2 protein-coding genes are annotated in these 3274 nt (G+C 39.2%); both read right to left on the reverse strand.

The annotated features are described in order from the left end of the window. Positions 1-391 precede the first annotated feature (391 nt). Positions 392-1612 (reverse strand): glycoside hydrolase family 64 protein, encoded by a 1221-nt coding sequence (locus tag E1171_RS04150; protein ID WP_155204389.1) that lies wholly within the window; start codon positions 1610-1612, stop codon positions 392-394. Between the two features lie 92 nt (positions 1613-1704). Beyond that, the coding region (locus tag E1171_RS23605; protein WP_187696245.1) for an Ig-like domain-containing protein at positions 1705-3274 on the reverse strand (1570 nt) is incomplete at its 5' end.

Here is a 3274-nt window from a genome sequence, read left to right on the forward strand (position 1 = left end):
AAAAATAGGTTAAAAATGTTTTAAAAAACAGAATAGAGTATTTCTTGATATAATTCTATTCTTAAGGGATGAAGCTTACAAACTTTGTGCCCATTTAAGAATTTATTAAATAATTTTAAGACAAAACAGTCAAGTCAAATACTTTATTTAAACCCTATTTCCTTGCTTTTTTTTGCATTTAGCCAAGTTTCCTACCTCAAATAAAAAGTTCCTTTTTAATTTTTGATTAGTTAAGCCTGATTAAGAAAATTTGATAAGATGGGGAGAAAATAAAAGCCCCTTCTTTATCACTGTATTTTTTCTGAAAATTTTCAGCCAAACAAAGATAAAAAAGGGGCAGATTAGGAATAGATCCTTAAAATCTACTTAAACATTTAGAAATAAATATCCATTAATCCCATGTAATATTGATGTTTAAGTCCCTAGGATTAGTGTCATGCACTAAAGTACTTTGCTCCCAAACATCATCATAAGGAAATCCATAGGCAAACCCTTGAATACCAAAGAAATGCCAGAACTGGGCATAAAAATTGGCTTTTTCTGAGCGATCGGCATACCAGGTCTCAGGGTTAGGCCAGTTCGGTCCGTTCCCCATAATCTGTCTTTGAAAGGCAGCACCTGTATAAGCCTGAAGCTGAAGTTGTATACCTAAATCTCCGCTAAAACCAGTTCGATCGTTAAATACGCCATCGCAACGGAATACCTCTGGAGAAGTGGGTTTTTTAACCGTGTAAGATTCTCCTGATTCATTCGTATAGGTCAACACATTATTAATAACTCTTCCACGCCAGGTAACGCCATCTCTTACGATAACTAAATCCTCACTTTTATACTTATCCCACATTTTATCAATATACGAATCAAAATAATTGGCATGTTCCTCTCCGTCATTAAATCCTCCCTGGATAGGAGCCAAAACCCGATAAGGAGATTGTTTCTCAGCCAACTGTACAAATTCCTGCGGAACGGAACATTTAAACGCTTCAATTATATCAGATCTGGAATCGGTCATTCCGACAGTTTGGGTCATACCACTTTCATTAACCAGCTGCATCGTCATTGGGAAACCAAATTGATCAACTTGTGTGGTGTTTCCCCAGAAACCACCTTCACTAAAGGTAAATTCAGCATATTCAATAAATACATCAATATTTGGATCGCTAGCATTAGCAAAATTAGGACCTGCAAATCCATCATCAAAGGACTTAATATAAAGTGGTGAACCCAACCCAATAAAAATCCGACCAGATTGCATCTGTGGGACATTTAAAACAGGAACATCACTAAGCTTCATGAAAAAGTTACTATAGTTTTCTCCGTTTTTGGTCAATTTATTTGGAGCTTCATTATCTGCTGTAGACATAGCTATCATTTGGCCTTGAGGGTTTACATAACCAAAACTACCACCTGGAGTTAAGCCAATTACAGCATAATATATTTCGTCATCCGAAAAGGCTCCGTTTGTACCATTGCTCATGGTTAGTTTCAGGGTTTGGCCTGCAGCCACTATTTCATTTTCATTGATCACCTCGTCTTGAAAATCTTCCTTACAGCTTGCCAATAAAAGGACAAGGAGGACAAAAGCACTAATTTGTTTTACTATTGAATTCATTGCATTTTATTACTTATAAATTCTTAATTTCTTTATTAATAAAAGGAAGGAGAGTTTTTCATTACCTTACTCCTGTTGAAAATAGATCATCATCAATCAAAGATAGACCTGTTTCTGGCAGCATCCGGCCCGTTAATCAACTGTTCCAATAAATTACAATCAGGCAAATCACCTCCACCATCTGTAGGTTCTCCAACCCTAAATGATGCAGACCTAGAAATCTCTCCGATTCGTGCGGTCACCGTATAATTTCCACTCGTCGTGGCTGTAAAGGCACCGGTTTGAGCATTAATTTGCCCCCCACCATTCACGCTCCACTCGAAGTCTACACTCATTTCATTGCCATTTTGATCAAGTCCTCTGGCTGTGAATGTATAGCTCTGACCAATTGAAATTGGGCTACTTGGGGTAGAAATTACAATATTTGAAAGTACAGGAGTTCCTGTACCAGGATCAGTAGATCCGCTACAATCCCCAATGGTAATGGAATGCTCATTATTCATAGAGTTACGTTCTCCTCCCTCAGGCACACTATAAGTAAAATAGAAATTAACAGTTTGTCCTTCTCTGGCATTAAGTTGAGCCGCAAAAGTACCATCTCCATTAGCCGTCATTTGATAACCTGGGTAAGGCTGACCACCCCCATTCACCGTATAGTAAAGCAATACAATTTGATTTCCTACTCCTGGACGACCTGCTTTAAAGGTTATGGTAGGGCTATCTCCTGATTCAACCTCATAGGTGTAATCCCCATTTGGGCCTTCACCTACACAATTTTCATCTGAAGGGTTTCCAGGATCATTATTTTCCACGGTAAATGTTTGATTTCCTGTTATTCCCGAGCTGCTGGCCGTTACAGTGAATGTTCCTGCTGCTGAAGCCGTAAAAAGACCATTTGAAGAAATACTTCCTCCGCCACTTACACTCCAGGAAGGAGAAACACTCATTGAGTTACCATTTTCGTCAATTCCCCTAGCTGTAAATTGGAAACTTTCTCCTACTTTTATGGCTGATGAAGCTCCTGGAATATCAATTCGCGCTAATACTGGCATGGTTGGTTCATCAGCTTCTACAGTAATAGCAACAGTACCCGATGTTTCCTCTACATTTTTATCACTAATGGCCTTGGCATAAATAGTATAATTTCCGGCTTGGCTAGCATTCCAAAACGCTTGGTACGGAGGAAGATTACTTTCTGCAATTTTCTGATTATTCGCATAGTATTCTACTCGACTAATAGATCCCGAAGAAATGGTGGTATTAGCACTTAAACTAATACGAGATGGCAAACCGACAAACTCCTGGTTATGGCTTGGGCTGGTAATTGAGATTTCCGGTGTTGGGTCTTCTCCTGGGTCCTCTCCTTGGTAGCTAACGGTCACCTTATTGTTTAGGCTATTTCGCTCCCCCCCTTCAGGCACACTGTAAGTAAAATAGAAAGTAATGTCTTGTCCTGGAGATATGTTTAAAGGGTAAGTAAAATTCCCCTCACTATCCTTTTGCATGACATAACCAGGAAAAGCCCCACTTGCATTCGCACCCAATGTATAATAAAAAATAACAATGTTGTCTCCAACTCCCAGATATCCAGGTTTAAAGACCATTTGGGGCTGGCTACCCCCCCTTAATTCATAGTTATAATCACCTCGGGGCCCCTCCCCA

This window comes from Xanthovirga aplysinae (genome assembly GCF_009711365.1).
Classification (GTDB): domain Bacteria; phylum Bacteroidota; class Bacteroidia; order Cytophagales; family Cyclobacteriaceae; genus Xanthovirga; species Xanthovirga aplysinae.

Bases quoted from the DNA above. Each gene is read 5' to 3' on its own strand.
- E1171_RS04150 (WP_155204389.1), bottom strand. From the start codon at position 1,612: ATGAATTCAATAGTAAAACAAATTAGTGCTTTTGTCCTCCTTGTCCTT.